This is a genomic window from Peribacillus asahii (assembly GCF_004006295.1).
GTDB classification, from domain to species: domain Bacteria; phylum Bacillota; class Bacilli; order Bacillales; family DSM-1321; genus Peribacillus; species Peribacillus asahii_A.
Genome location: NZ_CP026095.1, coordinates 2,389,833 through 2,414,960, shown reverse-complemented (window position 1 = coordinate 2,414,960; position 25,128 = coordinate 2,389,833). Strand labels below are relative to the sequence as shown.

Annotated in this window: 24 protein-coding genes and 2 pseudogenes; 21 read left to right on the top strand and 5 right to left on the bottom strand. The window is 34.2% G+C overall.

Annotated features, from left to right (window positions below):
* Positions 1-8: 8 nt before the first annotated feature.
* The 4 genes from BAOM_RS11635 to BAOM_RS11620 all read left to right on the top strand — a co-directional run bounded on the left by BAOM_RS11635 (position 9) and on the right by BAOM_RS11620 (position 4,692).
* Positions 9-887 (top strand): IS3 family transposase, encoded by an 879-nt coding sequence (locus tag BAOM_RS11635; RefSeq protein ID WP_127760417.1) that lies wholly within the window; start codon positions 9-11, stop codon positions 885-887.
* A gap of 240 nt (positions 888-1,127) precedes the next feature.
* Positions 1,128-1,556 carry a hypothetical protein gene (locus BAOM_RS11630; protein ID WP_127760416.1) on the top strand — a complete coding sequence of 143 codons (429 nt, stop codon included), beginning with the start codon at positions 1,128-1,130 and terminating at the stop codon, positions 1,554-1,556.
* A gap of 971 nt (positions 1,557-2,527) precedes the next feature.
* On the top strand, positions 2,528-3,814 hold the full coding sequence (locus tag BAOM_RS11625; protein WP_127759247.1) for an IS110 family RNA-guided transposase: 1,287 nt from the start codon (positions 2,528-2,530) through the stop codon (positions 3,812-3,814).
* A 533-nt stretch (positions 3,815-4,347) separates the two neighbouring features.
* The gene (locus tag BAOM_RS11620) at positions 4,348-4,692 is read left to right on the top strand and encodes a hypothetical protein (RefSeq protein ID WP_127760415.1); all 345 of its coding nucleotides are present in this window, start codon (positions 4,348-4,350) and stop codon (positions 4,690-4,692) included.
* A 387-nt stretch (positions 4,693-5,079) separates the two neighbouring features.
* Here the strand turns inward: BAOM_RS11620 and BAOM_RS11615 are convergent, their stop codons facing one another.
* The gene (locus tag BAOM_RS11615) at positions 5,080-6,315 is read right to left on the bottom strand and encodes an IS110 family RNA-guided transposase (protein ID WP_127760414.1); all 1,236 of its coding nucleotides are present in this window, start codon (positions 6,313-6,315) and stop codon (positions 5,080-5,082) included.
* Positions 6,316-6,693: 378 nt separating this feature from the next.
* On the opposite strand from BAOM_RS11615, the gene BAOM_RS11610 reads away from it, so the two are divergent.
* From BAOM_RS11610 to BAOM_RS11595, 4 genes are all read left to right on the top strand, one after another.
* Positions 6,694-7,989 carry an IS110 family RNA-guided transposase gene (locus BAOM_RS11610; protein WP_127760413.1) on the top strand — a complete coding sequence of 432 codons (1,296 nt, stop codon included), beginning with the start codon at positions 6,694-6,696 and terminating at the stop codon, positions 7,987-7,989.
* 488 nt (positions 7,990-8,477) lie between these two features.
* Positions 8,478-8,666: an amino acid transporter gene (locus tag BAOM_RS11605; protein WP_127760412.1), complete on the top strand. Its 189-nt coding sequence runs from the start codon at positions 8,478-8,480 to the stop codon at positions 8,664-8,666.
* Positions 8,667-8,959: 293 nt separating this feature from the next.
* On the top strand, positions 8,960-10,162 hold the full coding sequence (locus BAOM_RS11600; protein WP_127760411.1) for an IS110 family RNA-guided transposase: 1,203 nt from the start codon (positions 8,960-8,962) through the stop codon (positions 10,160-10,162).
* Between the two features lie 205 nt (positions 10,163-10,367).
* Complete coding sequence (locus tag BAOM_RS11595; protein ID WP_127760410.1) at positions 10,368-10,766, top strand: hypothetical protein; 399 nt, start codon at positions 10,368-10,370, stop codon at positions 10,764-10,766.
* Between the two features lie 535 nt (positions 10,767-11,301).
* On the opposite strand, the gene BAOM_RS11590 is transcribed toward BAOM_RS11595, so the two are convergent.
* Together BAOM_RS11590 and BAOM_RS11585 are read right to left on the bottom strand one after the other, a co-directional pair.
* A complete protein-coding gene (locus BAOM_RS11590; RefSeq protein WP_127760409.1) occupies positions 11,302-12,495 on the bottom strand; it encodes an outer membrane protein assembly factor BamB family protein in 1,194 nt (397 codons plus the stop codon).
* 374 nt (positions 12,496-12,869) lie between these two features.
* Entirely contained in the window at positions 12,870-13,712 is an 843-nt protein-coding gene (locus BAOM_RS11585) for a hypothetical protein (protein ID WP_127760408.1), read from the bottom strand.
* A 511-nt stretch (positions 13,713-14,223) separates the two neighbouring features.
* Here BAOM_RS11585 and BAOM_RS11580 point away from each other — a divergent pair.
* From BAOM_RS11580 to BAOM_RS11560, 5 genes and pseudogenes are all read left to right on the top strand, one after another.
* Positions 14,224-14,898 carry a polyphosphate polymerase domain-containing protein gene (locus BAOM_RS11580; protein ID WP_127760407.1) on the top strand — a complete coding sequence of 225 codons (675 nt, stop codon included), beginning with the start codon at positions 14,224-14,226 and terminating at the stop codon, positions 14,896-14,898.
* Positions 14,895-16,196 carry a sensor histidine kinase gene (locus tag BAOM_RS11575; protein WP_127760406.1) on the top strand — a complete coding sequence of 434 codons (1,302 nt, stop codon included), beginning with the start codon at positions 14,895-14,897 and terminating at the stop codon, positions 16,194-16,196. The genes BAOM_RS11580 and BAOM_RS11575 overlap by 4 nt, the downstream gene beginning before the upstream one ends.
* Positions 16,197-16,243: 47 nt before the next feature.
* Positions 16,244-16,646 (top strand): annotated as a pseudogene (locus tag BAOM_RS25505) (DDE-type integrase/transposase/recombinase); the annotation flags it as partial.
* A gap of 166 nt (positions 16,647-16,812) precedes the next feature.
* A complete protein-coding gene (locus BAOM_RS11565) occupies positions 16,813-17,328 on the top strand; it encodes a YehS family protein (RefSeq protein ID WP_127760405.1) in 516 nt (171 codons plus the stop codon).
* A 473-nt stretch (positions 17,329-17,801) separates the two neighbouring features.
* Complete coding sequence (locus BAOM_RS11560; RefSeq protein ID WP_127760404.1) at positions 17,802-17,990, top strand: hypothetical protein; 189 nt, start codon at positions 17,802-17,804, stop codon at positions 17,988-17,990.
* A gap of 101 nt (positions 17,991-18,091) precedes the next feature.
* Here BAOM_RS11560 and BAOM_RS11555 read toward each other — a convergent pair whose 3' ends face one another.
* Positions 18,092-18,526 (bottom strand): CBS domain-containing protein, encoded by a 435-nt coding sequence (locus tag BAOM_RS11555; protein WP_127760403.1) that lies wholly within the window; start codon positions 18,524-18,526, stop codon positions 18,092-18,094.
* Positions 18,527-18,849: 323 nt separating this feature from the next.
* Here BAOM_RS11555 and BAOM_RS11550 point away from each other — a divergent pair.
* The 3 genes and pseudogenes from BAOM_RS11550 (at position 18,850) to BAOM_RS11540 (ending at position 20,968) form a co-directional block, all read left to right on the top strand.
* Positions 18,850-19,586, top strand: a pseudogene (locus BAOM_RS11550) (SDR family NAD(P)-dependent oxidoreductase).
* Between the two features lie 396 nt (positions 19,587-19,982).
* Positions 19,983-20,696 (top strand): pirin family protein, encoded by a 714-nt coding sequence (locus BAOM_RS11545; RefSeq protein WP_127760402.1) that lies wholly within the window; start codon positions 19,983-19,985, stop codon positions 20,694-20,696.
* On the top strand, positions 20,696-20,968 hold the full coding sequence (locus tag BAOM_RS11540) for a hypothetical protein (protein WP_127760401.1): 273 nt from the start codon (positions 20,696-20,698) through the stop codon (positions 20,966-20,968). The genes BAOM_RS11545 and BAOM_RS11540 overlap by 1 nt, the downstream gene beginning before the upstream one ends.
* A 171-nt stretch (positions 20,969-21,139) precedes the next feature.
* Here BAOM_RS11540 and BAOM_RS11535 read toward each other — a convergent pair whose 3' ends face one another.
* A complete protein-coding gene (locus tag BAOM_RS11535; RefSeq protein WP_127760400.1) occupies positions 21,140-21,271 on the bottom strand; it encodes a small, acid-soluble spore protein L in 132 nt (43 codons plus the stop codon).
* 184 nt (positions 21,272-21,455) lie between these two features.
* Here BAOM_RS11535 and BAOM_RS11530 point away from each other — a divergent pair, with 184 nt between their 5' ends.
* The 5 genes from BAOM_RS11530 (at position 21,456) to BAOM_RS11515 (ending at position 25,127) form a co-directional block, all read left to right on the top strand.
* On the top strand, positions 21,456-21,731 hold the full coding sequence (locus tag BAOM_RS11530; protein ID WP_127760399.1) for a MutS N-terminal domain-containing protein: 276 nt from the start codon (positions 21,456-21,458) through the stop codon (positions 21,729-21,731).
* A gap of 80 nt (positions 21,732-21,811) precedes the next feature.
* Complete coding sequence (locus BAOM_RS11525; RefSeq protein ID WP_127760398.1) at positions 21,812-22,198, top strand: DoxX family membrane protein; 387 nt, start codon at positions 21,812-21,814, stop codon at positions 22,196-22,198.
* Positions 22,199-22,332: 134 nt separating this feature from the next.
* Positions 22,333-22,566, top strand: coding sequence for a YppF family protein (gene yppF, locus BAOM_RS11520; RefSeq protein ID WP_127760397.1), 234 nt, complete (start codon positions 22,333-22,335; stop codon positions 22,564-22,566).
* Positions 22,567-23,112: 546 nt separating this feature from the next.
* Positions 23,113-23,247: a hypothetical protein gene (locus BAOM_RS25025; RefSeq protein ID WP_257467688.1), complete on the top strand. Its 135-nt coding sequence runs from the start codon at positions 23,113-23,115 to the stop codon at positions 23,245-23,247.
* 518 nt (positions 23,248-23,765) lie between these two features.
* Positions 23,766-25,127, top strand: a complete 1,362-nt coding sequence (locus BAOM_RS11515; RefSeq protein ID WP_127760396.1) for an aspartate aminotransferase family protein — start codon at positions 23,766-23,768, stop codon at positions 25,125-25,127.
* Position 25,128 lies beyond the last annotated feature (1 nt).

The following is a 25,128-nucleotide window of genomic DNA, read 5'->3' as shown; positions in this document are numbered from 1 at the left end:
AAGGAGGAATGAATCTAAAACCTAGTATTCTATTTCCAATCATTAATGATTTATCTAAACAAGCTCACTCTATACAGCTACTTTGTCATCTAGCTAAAGTATCAAGAAGTGGATACTACAAGTGGATAAAGCGTAAAGCATTACCTTCGGAAAAGCAGATAGAGGATGAGAAGCTAAAGCAGAAAATAATAGAATGTCATCAGAAATATAAGGGCATCTATGGCTATAGAAGAATACAAATTTGGTTAAAGAGGACCTATGATATTCATATTAATCACAAAAAAGTTCAACGGTTACTAAGTGAGCTAGGTATTAAAGCAATTATCAGGAAGAAACGAATTTATTACGGTAAGAAAGAACCTTATCTTATCTCGAATAATTATTTAAATAGATCCTTTTACGCTTCTCGCCCTAATGAAAAGTGGGTAACGGATATTACGTACCTCATTTTCAATGGACAGAAACTATACTTGTCTGCCATCAAAGACCTATATAATAACGAAGTTGTTGCGTACCAAATTAGTAGACGTAATGATTATAAACTAGTCTTGGATACTCTTAAAAAAGCCATAAAAGGAAGGAATGTAAAGGGACTCCTTCTCCATAGTGATCAAGGATACCAATACACTTCCCATAACTATAATCAGCTACTCGCAAGAAATAAAATGAAAGCTAGTATGTCTAGAAAGGGAAACTGTTGGGATAACGCTAGTATGGAAAATTTCTTTAGTCATTTAAAAACAGAATGTTTTAACCTACATACTTTTAAAACTTCACAAGAGGTTAGAAGGGCTATTAAAGACTACATTCACTTTTATAACCACGAAAGGTTTCAAACCAAGCTAAACAACCTGACTCCTATCGAATATAGAAGTCAGGCTTCTTAACTGCGCTTATTTTTTGTGTCTACTTGACAGGGGTCAGATCATAAAAAGGATCAGCGCTAATTTTCATTTAAGGGCCATATTGTGGAGGATCTTCCCTAAAGATAATTGGAGATTTTGTTAAAATAGATGGAGATTGTGAAGGAATGTACTTAAACTATAGAAGCAGGTTACTTGAAGAAGGATTTATTTGTTACCATATAGAATTTATCCGTTATACGGGCAACAAAGGAGATAGAAATTATGAGTAAAAGTAAACCAGTTGATGAATTAACCATTGAGGACTTTAAAGAAAGTTCGATATGGGAATGGGCAATAGATGAAGAGGAAAATGAAGACCAAGACGAAACTTGGGTAAGACCATCAGAAACAAAAAATTTCACTGAAGAACTAAATGGTTCGATAGTATCAGGGGAACTATCAACAAATGATGGTGAAAAGTTTCCAATGATGTGCAGTCTTGATATTGAAGATGATGAATTATTTATTAGTTCAGTTGTTTTTTATAACAAAAGAGATGACGAATACTATGCCTTAGAAGAAGTAGTTAAAAAAATTCAATTACCTTTATCAATAAATATTAGTCTTAAAATCAATGGAAAAAATCAATTATTGAATTTTGCAGCAAACAAAGTGGACATTTATAAAAATAATATAAGAACAAGTTTGTAATACTTGCTTCTTCAGCTAACGGAGTGCAAGAGCTGAAGTTCAGAGCTACCATTGTGGCTGTTTTCTTATTGTGCTTACGGAGCAAGCAGTAACAATTGCTTATTATCGTAAATTGTTTTTACCGAAAGGATTGATGTTAATGAAGAAAATACTCTCAACCATTTTACCAAGTTTGGTGATATTCGCATTTATATGGTTCGATTCTTTGTTTCCTGAAAGTAAATATATTTTATTAGGAATCTATTTGCTGTTCCCAATCATTTTTATTATTCAAGGTATTATTTGTCCAAACTCAAAGAAATATATGATAATTGGGTTTTTGTTATCTTCTTTTGCCGTTATTATACCTATTTCAGTTTGGTACAATATGGGCAGTATGATTACCCCAGTAATAATCTATCTATTATTAGGAATCGTATCCTTCTTTTTATCAAATAAAATTAGAAAAATATCTATATCTAAACAACTTTAAGATAATATCAGTGTTAATATTATTTTTAAGCTACCATGAAAATAAGTTTCTTCAAGATTAGAAAAATGGCAATACTTAAGAAAACCCTGCTCAATCGTAAAAAAAAGAGGAGAGCGATAATTAATAAGTCTATGGATTAGGGTTGACTGGATTAAGGTCAGTATCAGTATTGACACTTCCAAACCATTTTCATTCTCTGTGGTGCAGCACTGATTTTGTGCTGCATGGATGGCTAACGGGTGCGATACCTTAAAAAGGTATCGCCTTTTTTGTTTGATTAACATAGAAGATTGTGAAGTGTTGTACTTAAAGTAACGGGTGCTTATGTTTAAGATCTAGCTGCTATCGAAGGCAGCTTTTCTTATTGTGTTAATTGGGCAGCATTCCTGTAATGAAGAAATAGAGGGTTTGAACATAAAAAACACCTCTTGGTATGATAAGAGGGTCCTAAAGCTTGCCGGCAAAAAGGACTACTTATTCGCATACCAGGAGGCTCACTATGAATTATAACCAAAATCAAAAAATCGCTCAAATCACTTCCCAAACACTTATTGTCGGTGTTGATATTGCCAAATCGAAACATGTTGCACGTGCACAGGACTTTAGAGGAATGGAGTTTGGGAAACCTTTATACTTTGAAAATACAAAGCCTGGCTTTGATGGATTTTCGAGTTGGATTCAACAGCTTATCACTACACATGACATGGATCAGGCTATCGTAGGGATGGAGCCGACCGGTCATTATTGGCTGAATCTAGCTCATTTCTTGAAAGAACAGGACGTTAAGTTTGTGGTCGTGAACCCTATGCACGTCAAGAAAAGTAAAGAATTAGATGATAATTCACCTACCAAAAATGATGTCAAAGATGCCAGAGTGATTGCACAGCTAGTCAAAGATGGAAGATATGCTGAACCTAAGATTCCGCAGGGAGTGTATGCCGAACTTCGTGCGGCAAGAAAAATACGTGATCTTTTATCTGTTGATCTTCAATCCGTACAAGGGCAAATTCACAACTGGCTGGATCGGTATTTTCCTGAGTTTCTCACGGTTTTTAAAGACTGGGAGGGAAAAGCAGCACTACAATTATTAAGGCTCAGCTTACTGCCAAGTGAGCTAGTAAAGATCTCTGATGAAGAAATCTTAGCCCATCTTAAAAAGGCCGTAAAACGTGCAGTTGGTCTTGGGAAAGTAAGAGAGTTAAAACGAGTCGCCGGTCTTTCAATCGGCATTCGTGAGGGATCAGAGCTGGCGAAATTAGAGATTCGCATTTTATTAGACAAGTATGATCTCATTAAACAAAAGTTCGAAGAACTGGAACCTAGAATAGATGCCTTACTTGAACAGATACCCGGTGTTCATCAAATGCTGGCAATCAAAGGGATTGGTAAAGATACAGTGGCTGGATTCTTGGCAGAGGTCGGAGACCTAAACGATTATTCACATCCTCGCCAAATCATTAAGTTGGCAGGACTAAGCTTAAAAGAAAATACGTCAGGTAAACATAAGGGACAAACGAAGATTACGAAGAGAGGTAGGAAGACGCTGAGAGCTCTCCTTTTCCGAGTTGTCATGCCATTAGTCGCCAAGAACTCTGCTTTTAAAGCCCTACATGCGTACTATACAAAACGTCCGAACCATCCTTTAAAAAAGATGCAATCTCTTATCGCCCTGTGCAATAAATTGATACGTGTATTGTTTACCATCGGTAAAAAACAATGTGAATTTAGCGAAGAAAGAATGTTACAGGACATCCCTCATATGGCTGTGATGCTGAAGGTAGCTTAGGCTTTTGTAGCCCTGTTAATCAGAATAAAGGAACATTTATGGTTTAGTAGACATTTGAAGCACGGATTAGTCAGTATTCAACTAAATTTCGGGCAAGGACCCTGTCGGGCAGCATAAACTGACATCCACCTCATGGAAAGGTTGGACGAAGGAATTTTGGAGCGAAGACTCTGTGAGACATGGGAGGGTTGACCTCCATGAGAGACGTGGAGACCACTAGTGCAACTATAATTTAACTGGATACCCACTTATTGGATAAAGGTGGTTAAGTGGCTAAAGGTTTTTTTACTCCTTGGCTCCAAAAATATCCTTCACTTCCCTCTAATCCCAATAAGAGAATGACTAACACCTGTAAGCGACTTTAAAATTCTAAGAAAACAGGAGAAAACAAGAGATATTCCTTATTTTATAGAGGGAGTATAGTTTAATAAGCATTTACCAAAATTAAATATTATGAGGTTGTAACGAATAAATTGTATTCAGTTAATGGAACAAGTTGAAATATAGAATAAAGAGCAAAACGGAGACAAAAAATGAAAAAAATTTGTTTTACTTTTCTAATATTTAATCTTTTCATTATTTCTGGTTGTTCCAATGATTATAAATACCAGCCTGGAAAAGATACGGTGGAAATTTACGGCGATGGAACTTATCAGATTTTGTCAGGAAATACAAATACGTTAGCTAATGTTGAAACTCAAGAAAATCCTGAAGAGATAGTTTTTAAATACAAAGAAGAAAAGCCTTTGGTTTTTGTTATCGGAGAAAGTGGATATACAATACTCAATTATCAAACTGGCGAAATTAAAAAGTATAAAAAAATGAACGAAATTCCCACTAAACAAAGAAAAGTCTTTATGGAAATTGCAAAGGACTAACTTCTTTAACGGGTGCATTAGTTTAATTTAGGAGAGAAATCATAGTGGATGACAAGATTATGGAAACACCCTTACCGGAACTATACTCAAAACTTGTGGTAGCCCCCTTGTATATTATTCAACTGATATTTTGTATTGGCTACTTAATTTTCACACGAAAAGACAAAGGCATCTTTACATCTATATTTAAAATTTATTGCATTTTTATAATTGTTAATTATCTGGTCGCACTTTATTTTCGGTTCTTTCACTAAACCAGCTAATAGTTTGTCAATATTTTTCAATAAAAGATTAAAATCATAGATGATATACTAAAAAGCGCATACCAAATAACCTTCCGTTTTCTCTCGGATGGAAAGTTTTGAGTTATTTAGTTAGACATAGTTTTTAAACTATATCTTGGAAAGTTGTTTTATTTTTTAATAAGGCATAAATCCAATGTAAGAGCTTATTTACACAAGCGATAATAGCCACTTTAAAAGGCTTTCCTTCTTCACGCTTTTTATCGTAAAACTCACGCATTTTTTTGTTGCGAGGGATAATTTCATCAGTCGTTTTCTTCTTGCGACAATCACGAATGGCACAGCGAACTGCCATATATAATGCATGACGAAGTCTACTAGATCCTCGTTTTGTGATGCGATTCTTGGTAGCTGTAAACTTACCAGATTCGAATACACTAGGATCCACTCCAGCGAAGGCTACAAGCTTTTTAGGATTATTAAATCGATCTATCTCCCCAACTTCAGAAATAATCGTTGCCGCGATCTTTTCTCCAATGCCTGGGATAGATTTGATAATAGTATATTCTTCAATTTCTTTAGCGAGAGCGTCTATCTCTGTCTCTAACTTTGATAGATGCTCTTTGTACTGAAGAAGAATATTTATATACATACCTAGGCTTAAAATATGACTCTGATAAACAGTCTTTTCAAAAGGGTTACGGGCTGCCGCAGCTTTAAGCTGAATGGCTTTTTCATTTGCCCATTTGATAGATCTACTTTTACATAACTCAAATATCTTGTCTGTAATGGCTTTTTCACTTGCCTTCAGAATGTCTTCTGAAGAAGGAAACTCTGAAAGAGTTAAGAGTGACACCACAGAATATAAATCTCCAAAAACCCCGTTATATTCAGGAAACACTTGTTCAAGCACTGCCTGAAATTGCAGCTTTGTTTGGATTATAACGCCCGTTATATTTTCATGTTGTCTTGTCAGATTACGAAGGTTTAATAACTGAACCCCACGCTTTTTATATGGTTCTAACTCCTCCTTATAGAACAACTCACAGAGAAGATAGGCATCAATGGCATCGGTCTTTACTTTTCTTAAACTTGACCCTCTTGCCTTATATGAAATCAAAGGGTTGATGATAATCAATAAATACCCACGCTCTTCCAAGTAGTGAACGACTGGAGTTTGATAATGCCCAGTAGCTTCTAAAATGACTGAAGGCTTTTTTCCAGACTCTCTTTTAACATCCTCAAGAAACGCTACAAGTGAATCAAGCCCCTCAACAGTATGAGAAACTTTAAAGCTCTTACGATATGGTTTGACTTTATCTAAAAATGCCTGAACTTGACTTTCCCCTTTTGAAACATCCAGACCAACGACTGGATTCATTCTGAATCTCCTCCTAGACTAGTCATTTGCCAGTAACCCCTAATCCTCCATGCAGTGTCACAGCTTCGCTTGTTATACGAGATCTACGTCCCAACCAGCCTCAATCATGTTTCTACAAGTAGGGGGCGAACGGTTTAGTTGACGGGGTCAAGCCCCACGGGCAGAGACGTTCTACTTTGGCTACTGTTATAATAAGACCATATAAAATAAGGTCAACCAGAAATATTTTCTTATCTGGCTGACCTTATAATACGAACGGGGCAGCATTCCTGTAATAACTGAAAATGCGGTTTGAATGAAAAAAGACCTCTTGATAAGATGAATGTGTCCTGAGCTGGCCAGCTAAAAAGGACAAAACATCTACTCGGAGGTCTCACCATGAATTATAACCAAAATCATAAAATAGCTCAAATTACACCTAAAACCTTAGTAATCGGTATTGATATTGCGAAACATCATCATGTAGCTAGAGCACAAGATTATCGTGGAATGGAGCTAGGATCTACTTGCTTTTTTGATAATACCCAAGAAGGATTTAGGACATTTATTAATTGGATTATTCAAATAAAAGAGTCTTGCGAAATGGATTCTGTCATTACTGGAATGGAGCCAACTGGCCATTATTGGCTTAATTTAGCTCATATTCTAAAGGAGGAACAGATTAAGTTCGTAACGGTCAACCCTTTACATGTCAAGCACAGTAAGGAGTTAGACGATAACTCTCCAACTAAAAATGATGTAAAAGACGCGAAAGTCATTGCACAACTAGTCAAAGATGGTAGATACGCTGAACCAACCATACCACAAGGGGTTTTCGCGGAACTGCGTGTGGCTAAGAAATTACGCGATCTATTAAATGTGGACTTACAAATTGTGCAGGGACAGGTACACAACTGGCTTGATCGATATTTTCCAGAGTTCTTTACCGTTTTTAAAAGTTGGGAGGGAAAGGCAGCTCTTCATTTATTAAAACTTGAAGCGTTACCTCATGAGCTAGTGAACTATACAGAAGAAGAATTACTCGATTACTTAAGGCAAGAAGTGAAGAGAAGTATAGGAATAAAGAAGATTCAATCCTTAAAAGAAGCAGCCAATCGCTCGATTGGCATTCGTCAGGGTGCCATGATGGCTAAAATGGAATTAAGATCATTAATTCAAAAATATGAACTCATTCAAGCCAAGTTCGAAGAGCTTGACCATACTTTGGATACACTGCTTCAAGATATTCCAGGCGTTGATCAAATGTTAGAGATAACAGGAATTGGACGCGATACAGTGGCGGGTTTCTTCGCTGAAGTAGGGGATTTGAGTGAATATAATCATCCTCGTCAAATAACCAAACTGGCAGGACTTAGCTTAAAAGAAAATACATCTGGAAAGCATAAAGGGAGAACCACGATTACGAAACGTGGACGTAAGAAATTACGAGCATTATTATTTCGGGCATCTATGATTCTAGTAGCGAAGAATAAAGCCTTTAAAGCCCTACATCATTATTACACAACGAGACCTGACAATCCGTTGAAAAAGATGCAGTCTTTAATTGCTTTGTGTAATAAGCTTATACGCATTCTCTTCTCCATTGGGCAGAAACAGTTTGTGTTCCAGGAAGAGAAGATGTTGAAGGATATCCCTCATATGCATGCATTTATTCAAGAACCAATAGCAGCTTAATCACTATAAAACTGACTTTTGACAAATAGATTTGGACGGTTGAACAGACAATATCAGCATGGGATTAGTCGGCAACGCAACTAACGTAAGGACATAGATCCTGTGGGGCAGCATGACCGACATCCACCTTATGGAAAGGTTGAACGAAGGAATGTAGGAGCGTAGACTCTGTGAGACTTGGGAGGGTAGACCCCCGTAAGATATGTGGACATCCATTGGTGCGTACATACCTATTCATCCAACTTCTTGAAATTAACCGAAGGTTGGCTAGTTTCTTGCGCTCTTTTTTTCGTAAACTGCTTGATTGTGTTCTTTTCGTACTAATCAAATCTATAAGAGTAAATAAGTTGGATAGAAATATTGAGAAAAACTGAGTATTTAAGAGATAATTGTTTGTTTATTGAGGGAGGTTAGTTCAGGAAAATAATACAAAAAAATTCCAATACAGAGGACTGAATATTGTTATTATTTAGTAAAGGGGTGGTTGTATGAAAGATGAGAATAAACCATTTAATGATGCAATAGACCATTTTAACGAGATTGAAGGAAATGCTGGTAACCCTTCTAATGCTAAGATAAACAAGTTACCAAAACCATTAAAATACTTTGGATACTTTATGATTGGTTTCATTTCATTATCCATTCTGTTAATGATTATATTAAATTTATTAAATTAACTAATACTGACTGGTGGCTTTTTCTTATTCAGCTAACGGGTGCGATCGTATTATGAGGTTAACCAGTTTTTACTGGTTGACCTTTTTTATATAGGACCTATTATATCGGTAGCCAGGGTAGGACGTACGGGTGCGTGGGACCATGATTCCGTCAACTAAACTGTCCGCCCCCTACTTGTAGAAACATGTTTGAGGCTGGTTGGGACTGTGATCCCGTATAACAAGCGAAGCTATGATACTGCATGGAGGAATAGGGATTACTGGCAAAACAAATGGAGAGGAAGAGATAAAGAATGAATCCAGTAATCGGCCTGGATGTTTCAAAAGGGGAAAGTCAGATTCAAGCATTTTTAGATAAGGGAAAGCCGTACGGAAAAAGTTTTAGCGTACCCCACACGACTGAGGGACTAAATACTTTACTTCATTTTTTGAAAGTGGTGGAAAATGAGGCTGATATGAAACCAAGTGTCATATTAGAATCGACGGGACATTATCACACTCCTGTCATTCAGTTTTTAGAGGAACAAAATTACTTATACATTATGGTCAATCCTTTACTGTCTTATCAGGCAAAAAAGTCAAGTTTGCGAAAGGTAAAAACAGATGAAATAGATGCTTTTCGTTTGTGTGAACTGTATTACAAGGAAGAGCTTGAGCCTTATAAGAAAAGGGGAATCCAGCTTTTAAACCTCCGTAATCTCACAAGACAACATGAAACCCTAACGGGTTTGTATGTTCAAGCTAAGTTACAGTTTCATTCGATTTTAGATCAAGTGTTTCCTGAATATAAAGGGGTATTTGGAGATTTGTATTCAAAAGTTTCTCTAAACACACTTCTGGAATTTAGTACGTCAGAATCTGTGATACAGGCTGGAGAATCTAAGGTGACAGATAAGATTGCGAGTTTATGTATGAGTCGTTCGGAACGCTGGGCACAAGAAAGGGCAAAAAAACTTTATGAAGCAGCTCAGCGTAACCCGTTTAAGAGCACATTTTATCAAAGTCATTTGATCAGTCTTGAAATGTATATTCAACTGCTTCTCCAATACCAAGAGCACCTAGCAAAGTTAGATGATCAAATAGATGCCTTGGCAGGAGAAATAGAAGAATATAAGATTATCCAGTCGATCCCCGGTATTGGAGAAAAAATCGCGGCAACGATTATTTCCGAAATTGGAGAGATCGAACGGTTTAATCACCCTAAAAAGCTGGTTGCTTTCTCTGGGATTGATCCAAGTGTACATTCGTCGGGGAAATTTACAGCGACAATCAATCGGATCACCAAGAGAGGTTCAAGCAGATTGCGTCATGCCTTATATATGGCTGTTCTCTGTGGGATTAGATCCTCTCGCAATAAAAAGCTAAAAGAGTTCTATGACCGCAAGCGAGAAGAAGGAAAACCTTTTAAAGTCGCAATGATTGCATGTGTAAATAAGCTTATTCATTGGATTTATGCCTTACTAAAACGCAGGGAAGATTTCCTGGATTTGGTTTAAGAAATACAATCGGGTAACGCATGAAAAACCTTCCAATGTAAATGAGGAAGGTTATTTGGCATGAACATTTTTAGTATATCACTTTGTTTATAGAATTTTTATTGAAAAATGTTGACATCCTATTAGCTGGTTTAGTGAAAGAAGAAGTACAATGAATTTAGGAGAATATAGTTCTTTAAATGGAAAACAGGGGGAACTTTGATTTATGGATAAAACTGAAGAACTTTTAAAAAACTTTGGTTTAGTACCTAAGATAGATTTTGTGGATAGAATCAGAAATTTATTAAAAGAAGAAATAGAGAATAAATCATCGGAAGACAATGAATACTTAAAAACACTATGTATTCAATTATTTGCTTTAGGATGTGTTGACGATACTCTGTTAATTTGGAGAGCAAAGGAAAAGGACTTTGATACACATTGTTATATTGATGTTCAACTATTATGTGGTGCAGGATTGGAAAAGACACTGGGTTATCTCAAAAAAATTGATACTTTAGAGGCAAAGAAAGAATTAAGCTATTTACGGAAATGTAAAGAAGATTTTGAGGATTTTAATGTAGAAGAAGTCCTAAATTTTTATAAAAAGTATTACGGGATTTAGGAATTTTTGTATAAGGTCATTATAATTCCTTGTTGAACTACCATGAAAATAAACTTCTCTTATTACAAAAAAAGACAACACCAAAGAAGGCCCTTCTAGTTCGTAAAAAAAGAGAGCTGCAATTCATTGATCTATAGATTGGTTGACTGGATTAAGAACCATTATAGACATCTTAGTATTTTTTCATTCTCTGTGGTGAAGCGCTGATTTTTGCGCTTCATGGATGGCTAACGGGGGCTTTTCTTTAATAATACAACATTAATGATCTTCCACAATCGGGCGCTATAGTTGAATAAAACTTAGATTTTTAAACGACTTTATTGTTATATTTTTTAGTATAGTGAAGTATCTTACATCAAAAATTACACAACTATATTTTTAACCCCGTCCTAAATTTAGAACGGGGTTATGCTTGTTTGAGCTTTTAAAATTAAATAACTTTATTATCTTTTTACAGCAGACCAATAAAAAAGTCGATTTCTTGTTCGTAAGAGATCGACTTTTTATAAATTGAAATTTGCTTAGCATTCAAATTTTACTTATAACTATATAAAGTGTAGTAAATTCCAACAGTGTCATAAACTCCATCGGGTTTAAGTTTAAGATCACTTCTTGAATATAGTAAACCAAAACGGCTTTGATCCTCATCTTGCCATAGTGGTGATACGCTTAAGCTATTTGTGATTTTAGTTTTAGCAACTAGCTTTCCTGAAATGTTATATTTATAAATATAATCAGAAGTCAAACGTATAAAAATATTATTGGCATTATCAATATGTGTAATAAAATCAGTGTATGATATAGCATATTTAGCATTAGATCGTTTCGGCATTGAGATACTAATCTTTTTAATAATCTTTCCTACTGTGTCATACCATTCAAGTTTAAGCTTTCCTGTCTTTGCATCAATTACGGCAATTAATAAATTGCCTTTTTCATTAAATAAGACTTGTTGGAATTGTTCACTGTCATGAGATATCTTTCTAACCAGTAATTCTTTTCCTTTTGAATTATATACCTGTATATGATAATTCAACATATCTTTTGAAGAGACTACAACTACATTTCCTTTTAAAGAAATATAATTATTTTGGATCTTGTGGTTTTTACTTGGTGTTGTACCTGTCCATTGTATTTTTCCATTTTTATAATAAGAGAATTTGTTCCAATTATCTCCTTTGGGAATCAATACAGTATCATTTGAACCCAGGGCAACTCCGCCTTGGTGACGGGATATCCAAATCTGTTTGCCATTCTTAGAATCTAACCCTATAATATACCATTTTTTATCAAAGAACCTGGTTATATACAAATCCCCGTCTGGTGCTACATCCACCGCTAGACCTGTATATTTACTAAATCTCTTTTTCCACTTGACCTTACCAGATTTGTTCAATGCTATAATATTTTCAGAACCATCCACTAAATAAGCTGTTCCATCCTTATAAAGAGCAGATGCTGAGATACCTTTTAAAGATTTGTATCTATATTGCACTTTCCCCTTGGAATCAATTAATTTGTATTCTTTTGGAGCTTTAAGCCCCTTATATCCATTTCCAGCTAAATCAATATATGATACTGCCCTTTCATTTGAACTTTTCCAAGATATGTTCATCGATGCCGATAGAGTAATTTTTGTGGCAGCTTTTGTTGAAATAGGGATTATTAATGTTCCAATTAGAGAGAATACCAATACAATCACTAAAAATAGCCTTTGATGAATTTTCATAATACTATCCTCTTTTAGATGTATATTCCTTACCACCCATATTCTACCACCAAGGTGTTAAAAATGAATAGAGTAATATAAATAACATAAAAAATCCTAAAAAACAGAGTGCTCAATAGACCATACTTTATTTACTTTTGATGAAATTGTAGATTTGAAATAAAGTTGCACCGTTTCATTCCTTTTCGATTAAAGAATTCTAAGTGAGTTTTAATCAAACTTTTTTATAAAACGGAATGTTCATTCAAAAAGAAAAGAATCCATTTTTGATCAATCTTTGTCAAAATGGATTCTTTTTATTTACCGTAGAATACGGGTTTACACGATATTTTTGATCAAACTTTAATTTATAAACCAACAAGAACCCCCTAGATTTATGAGTTTATATCATATTTATTCTCTTTATCTTTTTTAACTCTTTTATCAAACAGTCTTAGAGGAGGTGCGTTTTTTTTAACATTAAATAAATCGAAAGAACTCTTAAAAAGAAATATTAGAAAAGTAGTCTCAACCAAAATAGTAAATATTAAGCTATTGCCTTGGTTCGTATATCCTTTATAAAAATGAATTATAGCACCTAAAAGGGCTAAAATAATAATAACATCCATATAGAGTACAATGTAAGGTGTGATTAAACCTTTTTTAGATTCATGAATTTTATATGCTTCTTTTAAAAGTCCTTTTGATAAAACGCCTTTTGGCATACCTTTAATTGAACCTTTTATTTTAGAATCCCATACTTGATCAGTGTGTAATATTTGTAGTAATACACCATCATTAGGATCTAAATAATCAAAATTCAATATTATTTTATTTCTCTGTCCGGGATCTATATAAGCGTTAAATTTATTAATACGTCTTGTCTCTTTAAGAAAATCTATACTTATAAATTCCTCCTCTTTATCTAATTCTAACCTTAATACATCATCTTCTACGATATTAAATCCATGAATAGTTTGGTTTCCAGAGTTCCAAATAGCAATATTGGTCATTATAACTCTAGGAATTTTCTTACCTTTATAGGTTATTTCTAGTTCATCTGAAATTCTACTATCTGTTCCTATTAATTGTATGGAATGATCTTGGTAAACTAATTGTGATTTAATTTTAGACAACTTATATAATAAAATTGAAATTAAAACGGTAAAAATAACCCCAAAAATACCAATAGTCGCTCCTACCCACCCTGGGTTTAAAATTTCTAATAATCTATCCATAAATAATTACCTCGTTATATTTGATTGACCAAGTAACCAAATAACTTCTAACTTCTACTGCCATCGGCAGATACACGGGTTTGAATGATTTATCCATGTTCATTTTTATACCCCCTTTTTCCTTATTGTACCATTTTTGAAGCTGGTACTATCCCAACAAAGATTTCAAAAATGATTAATCTTTTTTATAAAGAAGTTAATTCACCACATTAAATAAGAGCCTGTTTTGATTAATCTTTTTTCAAAACGGAGTTTTTGTAGTTGCTGTTAAGTAAGGGTTGAATGCAACTTTTTATTCAAACTTTATTTTAATCCTATATCTCACATAACATAAACTTTTCTATCACATACCTATCACTTAAGCCTTTTACAATACAATTATCAAATAACTCAGCAGACCGAAATGTCCTATTTTTTAGAATTTCAATTTGCTATTGATGAAACAGGCAGAGAAGAAATGATTCGAACATTTAAAGCAACATAACGTTTTGATAACTAGGAGGAACTAACGATGGCAATTGAAGTTTTTAATCGACATGAAAAAAAGTATATGATCGATGTTGACATTTTTTCAAAAATTCAAATGAGACTTGCTGATTATATGGAGTTGGATGCTTACAACAAAGATAACGCCTATTACACAATAGCAAACCTCTACTACGATACAGCAGATAACGATTTGATTCGTCATTCGATTTCAAAACCCGTTTTTAAAGAAAAGTTGCGCATGAGAGGATACGGTACTCCAAGTTTAGATTCAAAAGTATATATCGAAATCAAGAAAAAGGTAAACGGAATTGTTAATAAACGAAGAAGTTCCATGAAATTAAAGGAAGCATACGTTTTTTTACAATCAGGTATAGCACCTACATACCAGCCATATATGAATCAACAGGTTCTTGGAGAAATTGAGAGTTTCCTTACACAATATCAACTGAAACCAGCAGTTTATCTTGCTTATGATCGAATGGCATACTTCGGTAAGGGAAACCGAGACCTACGGATGTCTTTTGATTTCAATATTCGGAGTCGACGATCTGAACTTATGCTCGAAGCAGGAGATCACGGACAATTACTTTTAGAAGAAGAAAAAGTTCTAATGGAAATCAAAACGGGAAATAGTATGCCACTTTGGCTCGTTCGTATTCTTTCAGAATACAAAGTGTATCCTTTTACGAAGGTATGAAAATAAAAGGTGTTATGAAGGTTGCGAGCGAAATAGAAAGCAAATATGGTCAGAGTGATTTTGAAAGCGCCATTGATCGGCTTACCTTTAAAAACTCTGTTCTGGTGTTTATTACGGACACGGAAGGTAATATCAAATATGTCTCAGATGAACATGATTCTGGAAAACCGCCAAAGGACTTACCAGAAGAAGCAATCGAACAACCGAAAAGAAATAGACCTTTACCAGAAAACTTTAATGAATTTCTACAAAAATTAAATGCTAGTACAGAAGATTATATATCGTATAAGGTGGAAGAATTCAAAGGGCCAACACTTGTCTACGGATCTAAGCTTGATAATGACACACTCCTATATATCAGCACATCAATTGGTCCAATAAACTTAACGACAAATATTTTAAAAACTCAGCTCGTATATGTGACGATTACTGCCTTACTTTTAGGGCTTGTCGTTTCATTTTTTATTGCCAAGAAAGTAGCCAAACCGATAATAAAAATTACAAATAGTGCTGAGCGCCTCGCTAAAGGTGATTATCACGTGCAGTTTGAAAACGGTCATTACGCAGAATTAGATCAACTTGCAGCAACACTGAATTACACAACGAATGAACTTTCTAAAGTAGAAAAACTTAGAAGAGAACTGATTGCAAATATATCTCATGATTTACGTACACCTCTAACGATGATTAAAGCCTATGCCGAAATGATACGTGATATCTCAGGTGAGAAAAAAGAAAAGCGTGAAGCACATCTTCAGGTTATTATTGAAGAAAGTAATCGCTTAGCATCGCTTGTTAACAATATTTTAGAATTATCTATACTTCAATCGAATAATGAAGCGCTACAAATTAACAATGTCAACTTGAGTGAAACGTTAAAGAAAATTTTGCTTCGCTTTGGAGCATTGTCAAAGTTTGAAGGATTCGAAATAAAGGCTAATATTGATTATGATTTGTATGTATTAGTAGACGAACAGCGTATGGAACGAGTAATCTACAACTTAATGGGCAATGCAATCAACTATATTGGAGAAGATAAGGAAATTAAAGTGAATTTAATCGATCTAGGAAGTAGAGTCCGCTTCGAAGTAATCGATACTGGAAAAGGTATTCCAAGTGAGGAGCTCAACCTGATTTGGGATAGATACTATAAGGCGAAAACTCATAAGCGTTCAATCATAAGCAACGGATTAGGCCTTTCAATCGTCAAAAGCATACTTGAAATGCACCAAGCTGAATTCGGCATAGAAAGTGCTGTTGGTAAAGGGAGTAAATTTTGGTTTGAATTAAGAAAATAAAAGCACAAAACGCTTGAGAGGGTTCTGGTGTAAATACCAAGACAACAAGTGAATCAAGCGCTAAACAAGCAGCCAAGAGATTTTTCAAGAAAGTTTTGGCTGCTCCTCATATTTGTAACCCCCGTGTTATAACAGTAGATAAGAACCCAGTCTATTGCATATAGATTCAGGAGTTAAAAGAAAAGAAAAAAAGTATGCTATCAGGCACGTAAATAAGGTAAGTCAGATATCTCAATAATATAGTGGAGCAAGATCACATCGTTCTATGCTAGGATTAAAAAGGTCTCGAACAGTCAAACAGACTATCTGTGAAGCCGATGCATATACTGAAAAAAGAATAACAACAAGGGAGTGAAGTCTGTCCAAAGCGAGATTAAATTCATACATAAATTATTCGGAACAGCATTATTATTCATAGATAAAAAGGATATTGAGATCCTCTGTTTCTAACAAGTCATATTTGCACCCAAATCAGTTTTTTTATAAAATCTTTATATTTAGTTCCGATACTGTTACAATAATACGTTTATTTAGGTTATGATGATTAGTATTGGTTCTTAAAAGGACAATAATAATGATGACTATACATATGGAAATATTATTTGGAGGTTTATAAATGGATAACAACGATATATTAATTAGGCTAAGATATGCTCTAGATATAAAAAATAAAGATATGGTAGAGATATTTAAACTTGGCGGTATAGAAGTTACAAAAGACGAAGTACTAAAGATCCTTACAAAATCAAAAGATGAGTACGATGATGAAGTTGATGGAGAGAAAACTGAAGATCAGATCAAATGCAATAATAAGATGTTAGAATCATTTTTAAATGGCCTTATTACTTTTAAAAGAGGTAAACAAGATTCAAAACCAGGACAACCTAAAAGCCCTGAACCTACTGAAAGGAACAAGGATCATATGAATAATATGCTGCTTAAAAAATTGAAAGTAGCCCTGCAATTAACAACGGAAGATATACTGGATATCCTTGATGATGGCGGTATCATTGTATCAAAAGGAGAATTAGGAGCGATTTTACGAAAAGCAGGACATCGAAATTATAAAGAATGCGGTGATAATTTCACCCGTAAATTCTTAAAAGGTTTAGCTTTCACATATAGAGCATAATTTATCGTGCCTGTCGTCTAAGCTATTTAAGTTATTGCGTGCAAAGAATAATAAATGTATGACGATTAACGGTTTTAGAATCAATCTTTTTCGTTTCGTTGTACTTTGAATTCATTTTCCTTTAGAAATAAATTCGAATTATTTACATGCTTCCTCGCATATGAAAAAAAGTGATATCGAAAGAGGGTAACTTCAAAAGGTCGGTTTGTAACGATCTTTTGAAGTTACCCTCTTATTTTCATTTTTCGTTATGTTGGGAATCGTACTACATGCCTATCAAGCAACAGTGTTTTTATATGATTACGTGATTATCCGATTAGATAACCCCTCATTTAAAAGCATTTTTAACTTTTAAAAATTAATAGTAATATAATGGGATTACATACACGATAAAAAGTGCAGGTATTACTGTAAGCGGTCTAAAAAATAAAGATAGAGATCAAATTCTCCGTGGTCTAAAAAATATAGGGAAAGTGGTAGCTGTCACAACGTTTGCGGTAGGAGTAATTGATATTTTAGATAGAGTTGATTCTGTACAAGCAGAAGAGATTGAAACAAGAAATGATCATTTAAATGGGGGAGAACATGTAGAAACAGGTGTACCTTTTATGGAAAGAACTGTTGAGTTACAGATTTTCCGAACGAGATGTAATTTTTCATAATTAACCGGAATTAGTTCATTTCTATTATAAAAAATATTAGCACAGACCAAGGCCTGGGTCTGTGCTAATAATTATTTTATGGCAATAAAAGTAGCCCCTTACTATTGTTGAGGTGCGGAAGGAGTTGAAATACTTTGTAATGCCTGTTCTGCCTCGTTTGCATATTGATTTTGTACTGCTAAATCACCTAAAGCAACCATTCCTACTATTTGTCCATTTTCGATTACCGGCAATCGGCGAATTTGCTGCTGTGCCATCAAATTTGCAGCTTGATGAACATCCATATCAGGTGTACCTTGTACGATTTGCTGTGCAGTCATGACTTGAGATACTGGTGTTTGTGCATTTTCTCCTTGTGCTGTCGTACGAAGGGTAATATCACGATCGGTTACAATTCCAACTAGTTGTCTGCTGTTATTTACTACAGGGATAGCTCCGATATTATATTCGCTCATTAATGCTGCAGCTTCCTGTACGGTCTGTGTTTCGTTAACTGTAACAATATTTGATGTCATGATATCTCTTAATTGTGCCATGAAATTACCTCCAAATATATTTTTCCTTTATAGGATGGGGAACATGGGGATTATTATTATTTGTAATTTTTTCCTGGATATAAGTTGCGCCGTTTTTTATGAATAATAACCTTAGCTATTCAACAGGTTCTCAATTTTTTGTTGATGATTGTATGATTTCATAATTATAAAGACGAGATTAGAAGGATTGTACTAAAACTATCGAATGCAGAATAGTTGAATGTGAAAATGTAATAAAATAGGTGTTTAACTTTATTAAGAAGGGAAAGGTATAGAGAAAGCATTTTCTTTGATAAATTTTTTAATAGAGAGGATATATTGATATGAGTAAATTGCATAATAAAGTGGCAGTCATTACAGGGGGGCATCAGGCATTGGTGCTGCAACTGCAAAATTATTTGTTGAAGAGGGCGCAAAAGTAGTACTTGTGGACCTAAACGAAGAAAAAGGTAAAGCATTTGAAGCAGAATTAAAGGCACAAAATGCAGAAGCACTTTTTGTAAAAGCAAACATTACATTTGAAGAAGAGGTACAAAATATTTTCAAAGAGGCAGTGGACGCTTTTGGAAAAGTAGATATCGTATTTAATAATGCAGGGATTGGGCGTGTTACACCAACAGAGGAGCTTTCCTATGATGAATGGCGCAACACAGTCAATGTAGACTTGGATGGTGTATTTTTAGTAGCTCGTGAAGCCATTCGTGAAATGCTGAAATCAGGTGGTGGCACTATCGTCAATACAGCTTCTATGTATGGTTGGGTAGGTTCACCTGGGTCGGCAGCATACAATGCAGCAAAAGGTGGGGTTCTCAACTTAACACGCTCACTTGCGTTAGAATATGCAACTAAAAATATTCGTGTGAACTCTTTAGCACCAGGCTTTATTGATACGCCAATTATTCCTGAAGAAAGTAAAAAGGAACTTGCGTCTATCACACCAATGCAACGTCTGGGCAAAGCAGAGGAAATGGCAAAAGCTGTATTATTCATGGCTTCGGATGATTCATCCTTTATGACAGGCAATACATTAACAGTTGATGGTGGATATACGGCACAATAAGAAAGTCAGTAAAATAAAACCAATCGAAAAATTGATCTTTTTTCAGCAATAGTGGTTAATAGAAGATGATAAGTTCTTCTATTAAAGGGCGCCATTCTTGAATTGGCGCTCAATTGCATTTTAGGGCCATAATGGAATAAGACTTCCAATCAAAACTGAATATTTAGGTTTGTATTGATATTTAAAAAGAGTTCAAATGAGTTAACAAAAGCTGCCTAATGGTGAATGAAACAATTTAAAGATAGAAATAATAGGTGGTGTTTGATATGGGTTTCTTATCCAAATTATTTGGAAATTCAATTGTATAAATTATATTAATATCAACTAAAAATATCTTAATTCTAGATATATTGATTAATAAATTAAATCGAGATCTTATTTAGGGAGTGAAGGAATTTGATTCAACTTTTTCCTGCAGATACACGCTACACAGTAAAAAATGATTGGTTGGAAAGTTCACTAAGTTTTTCTTTTGGAGAATATTATGATCCAACAAATATACGATTTGGTCCATTACGGGTTTTTAACGATGATACTGTCCAGCCAGGACATGGTTTTGGAATTCATCCACATCGTGAAGCTGAAATAGTTTCTATTATCTTAAAGGGAGAACTTAAGCATGAAGATAACTTGGGAAACTCTGGAACCATTAGCTATGGTAGTATTCAGCGGATAACTGCTGGAACTGGAGTGCTTCATTCTGAATTTAACGCTTCAAATAAGGAAGAGGTACAATTTTTACAATTATGGTTTTCACCGAATGAAAAAAAGCTTAAACCGTCATACGAAGACATTTCATATGATATTAAAAAGTTACATAATCAGCTAATACCAGTCATTTCTCATATAGCGTCTGAGCAGGTAGCTGGAATCCATCAAGATTTAACACTTTATTTGTCAAGATTAGATGGGAAGAATACTTTGAACTTTGAACAGGAATCAGGTAGGAAGATTTACGTTTTTAATATTGAGGGAGAAATTTCAATAAACAATGATTTTATTTTAAAGTCTAGAGACGCTGCTCGAATAACTAACATTCATGAAATAACTATTCAGGGAAATCAAGATAGTTTCTTTTTATTAATCGATTTACCTGTGGGTGAATTTTAATGTTGATGATTCGTCACTCAATTGGTAGTAGATTGCTGTGCCAAACTAATATATACAATATTGAACAACAAGACGATTGTTGGCTAATATCCGTATCTGTTGATGAAGAAACGGCTTCGAAAGTTTTAGATTTTCAAGATGAGATAAATATCTTTGAAGTAAAGGAAAATGAAAAGACTTGGTTTTACTCCTCTGAAGCACAAATAAACTTTCAACATAACAATAAAAAATTGGTGATATTGGCTGACCATAAAACTGTATATCCAACATAACAAAAGTCTTATTTCAGCACTAGAGCTAATGGAAAATGCTCTTTATGACATCCGCGATAATAAATAAAGCGGTTTTGGATAAGAAAAACACTATTTTAAAAGAATTAGTTTAGGGTTGTGGGACTTGCATAGTATGTGTAAGTCCCACAATCCTTATCTAAGACATATTTGTTATTTTGTATTATTTTTCTTAGCGGCATTCTCAAGTTGGGACTTTGGTTGTCTTTCCCGCTCTGTTCCTGTTGAATATCCTTGAGGATTTACTCCACTAAATGCTTTTGCACCACGATTTTTTTTACTCATATGACACCTCCTTACACTAGTATTTCCAAAATGCTAAAACTCATTTTGGTTCTTTTTGTTAAGTATATCAAGACCTTTATTGATTATTCTTATAACATAATGTACTTGAGAAGTTGGATTGGAAGATATCCAGAGCTTCTTAAATGATGTGATCTAATACTAAAATGAAGGATGGTGATATACAATGCATAAAGGTGATGAGGTCTATATTACTAGAACAGGTAAATTTTATCACTACTTCGACGATGACTGTCCCACTACTTCGCGAATTCTAAAGGGGAAAACCCCGGCAAGAAAAATTAAAGAAGAAGAGGCGATAAAGAAGGGATACGCTTTATGCAGACATTGTGCAAAAGAATATGCTGAAGACTTGGCTGAACGTCGGGGGTGCGGTACAGCAACTATTTTCTTTTTAGCAGCAGGTATCGGTGCAAGTTTGATTTTTAAAATCTGCATTTAAATGATGAATGACATTTCCTATTTTCATTTTCAGACTATGATTAATATACGTTGAATAGATTCTAATAGGAGGTGTGCAAATTGACTAAATTATTCGTTCATATAACAAGATTTTTTTTAGCGATCATTTTCTTAACTGCAGGTTTAAATGGTTATTTTGTAATTTTTGGACTCGAACCCTTTATAGCAACTAGTCCTGAAGCAATGGCATTATTTGAATTTGAATATCTATTGATTGTTGAAAAATCTTTAGAAATTATATGTGGAGTTTTCCTTTTGATAAATGTCTTCGTTCCATTAGCCCTTGCAATACTATCTCCGATTGTAGCCAACATTTTCTTGCTTCACTTGTTTTTAGATCGTTCGTTACTTCTTTTAGCAGTAATCCTCGTCATCGCTCATAGTTATCTGCTTTTTTGCTACAGAAAGAATTTTAAGAGTATATTAGAGAAAAAACCTCTTCGGTAATGATTAAAAAATATTGTAAAAACATGTCGTAAGTTTGAATTTTCAAAAAAATAAGTGAAGAGTAATTCACATGATACAATATTTGTAAGGTCATACATTATTTTGAAAAAATACAAGTGGAATGGGTGATTACTATGTTAGTAGAAGATTTAATACATCAGTTTAAATTGGCAAAGGATAAAAACCCATTAGATGTCAATGAATTGCTAGATTATATTCAAAAAAGTTATATCGATGGGGAATTATGTATTGTTGAATACAAAAAGCTTTTTTTTGAGTTGGACAAACGCGGGGCACAAAAGCCAGAATCATTTTTTGTACAAGCCAGACCCTTTAGTTTTGAAACAAGTAAATTAAGTATTCGATAATTGAATTTTGAGCTAATTTTAATTTTGTAATTAATAAATCTTGTGTGGGTTGAAGAGGTATAATGAAATCAAAAAGCCACATACTAAGGCATATTTCGAGAAGTAATAAAGCCTACCATGCCGCTCATTTTAAATCAAGATAGTATTTTCACCGAAAATGAAGTGACTTACGTTTTTATAAGTGAACGATGTTAATATTATACAAGTAAAAGTATTATTTTAGATGATTTAGAACAAATATTTATTCTGATAAGAGTTTTAGAGAAATTATTTTTATTAAGAAACTGAAAATGTATAAATTGATCGAGAGAAGAAATGGAATAAAACAACAAAACAAGAGGGTGGATATAAATTCACTTTCTTGTTTTGTTGTTTTTTCTTTTTTAAACAATCTGGGTGTAAATGTTAATTTTTATTATACGAATATTCATAATGAGTACAAACATTGCGAATATTTGATAATAATCGTAGCTATTTTTTAGAGGAAAACATAAGTTTAGCAAAAAGGGACAAACTGTATGTGAAGTAAGAAAGGAGATGTGGGATATGACAAAAAAATTTAATAAAGGCAGCCGTAATCAAAATTCACCACAATTACATGGCCAGGCTTCTGTCAGCGGAGACAACAGTAAAGGAAACAAAAGAAACAAAGATCAGAGCGATAAAACAGATGGTGTGTAGTTTAAATAAAACAAACCGGTTATATTCAGACCGGTTTGTTTTATTATATAGATATTTATTTGATTAGCAGAATAAATTCACCTGGATTGTATTAGTTATAAGCTAAGATAGCAAGTATCATTTGTTACGTTTCTCCTCCAATATCAATAAATAAAGGAAAGATTCTTTATAAGGAAATCTTGGTTACTTTTTCCGAAAATTATTTTTCTGAAAAAATATTTACTTCAAATAAATAGTTACCCCTCCACACAATTAAAGCATACCATTTGAATGCTAAAACGTTACTCATCTTTCCGTATAAATTTTCAAGCCAACATCTAAAAAAGAGCATTATGTAGATTAAGCGTGTATTTGGAAGAAGGAAAAGGAAGATATTTTATAAATTTCTACAAGGTGCTGAAAATAGGAATAATTTCTTATTTTCTTAAAATTACATTGACATCGATAATCATTTTCATTTATTGTTTATATGCGAGTGATAATCAATATCAATTAAAAAAATATTAGGAGGATATGATATGTCTACTCTAATTAAACCTTTAGTGTCCAACGAAACTTTGCTTTCTACGCAAGAGATTCGAGAGTCCAATGCTAGGTCTTATCCACGACGACTGCCATTAGCAATCCAAAAAGCAAAAGGTGTCATGATTACGGATATGGATGGCAAAGAATATTTTGATTGTTTAGCCGGAGCAGGTACATTAGCTCTTGGTCATAACCATGATGTTGTTCATGAGGCGATTCAAGAGGTACTTAATAACTTAATACCATTACATACTCTAGATTTAACAACACCTGTTAAAGAAGCATTTGTTGATGAAGTATTTGCTAGTCTACCAGAGTCATTTGCTCGTAAAGCGAAAATTCAATTTTGTGGACCTACTGGTGGAGATGCAATCGAAGCAGCTCTTAAGCTTGTCAAAACAGCAACAGGGAATCGTTCCATTCTATCTTTTCAAGGCGGATATCATGGATCAACTCACGGAACGTTAAGTATTAGTGGAACTACGAGTCCCAAAAAGCATATTCATGCCCTATTGCCTGATACACATTTCTTACCATATCCATATGAATATCGCTGCCCATTTGGAATTGGGAAGAATGGACATGAATTTATTAGTACATATATTGAAAACACATTAGATGATCCTGAAAGTGGAATTGTCACACCAGCGGGAATTATCGTAGAAGTCGTTCAAGGAGAAGGTGGCTCCGTACCAGCACCTATTGAATGGTTAAAACAATTGAGACGTATTACAAGAGAAAGAAACATCCCGCTTATTATTGATGAAGTACAAACAGGCATTGGCCGTACAGGAAAGATGTTTGCATTTGAACATGCTGATATTGAACCTGATGTGCTCGTTTTATCAAAAGCAATTGGAGGAAGCTTACCTTTATCCGTTGTTATTTACGATAAAAAATTAGATAAATGGGAATCTGGTGCACATATTGGAACGTTTCGAGGCAATCAATTAGCAATGGCAACCGGTCGAGCCACTTTACAATATATTAAGGAGCATCATTTACCTGAACATGCTCATCAACTAGGGCAGTATATGCAAACACAGCTAAAAAAACTTCAGCAACAAGTAAAATCGATTGGTGATGTACGTGGTCGAGGTTTAATGATTGGTGTGGAAATAGTGGATAAGACCCAAGCACCTAATTCAATCGGAAGTTATCCAGGAGATGGAGAACTTGCAAAAGCTATTCAAAAAGAATGTTTTGATCGCGGTGTCATTTTAGAAGTAGGTGGAAGACACGGGGCCGTTATTCGATTACTACCGCCGTTAATTATGACAAAAGAACAAATAGATGAAGTGCTTGTTCGTTTTGAAGATGCGATAAAAGCAGCTGAAAGGAAATGGGTGAAATAAA